Origin of the sequence: Streptococcus sp. HMSC074B11 (assembly GCF_001808705.1) — a bacterium.
GTDB lineage: Bacteria > Bacillota > Bacilli > Lactobacillales > Streptococcaceae > Streptococcus.
Window position 1 is genome coordinate 486 of the sequence record NZ_KV794289.1, and the last position, 325, is coordinate 810.

At 41.5% G+C, this 325-nt stretch carries 1 pseudogene; it reads right to left on the reverse strand.

Annotated elements, in window-relative coordinates:
- A pseudogene (locus HMPREF2619_RS11380) lies at positions 1-325 on the reverse strand (hypothetical protein); the annotation flags it as partial.

A 325-nucleotide genomic window follows, 5' to 3' on the forward strand; every position in this document is an offset into this window, starting at 1 on the left:
ATCAGTCAAGTTTGCTGTGTCTTTAACTGGAGTCTTAGTTTCTGGAGCTTTAAGACCGTCTGCGTCTTTAGCTTTCTCTTCTGCTTTAACTACAGTTTGTGCTGGAGTCAATGTTGCTTTTGAACCATCTGGGAATGTTACTGTTGCAGTTCCATCGTTAGCTACATCAACATCTGCAAGTGTTGGATTAGCTTTCAAGATTTCTTCTGCTACTTGTATCTTCTCTTCTTCAGTCAAGTTTGCAGGATCTTTAACTGGTGTCTTAGCTTCTGGAGCTTTAGCACCGTTTGCATCAGCTTTTCCTACAGTTGCTGTAGTTGGTGCT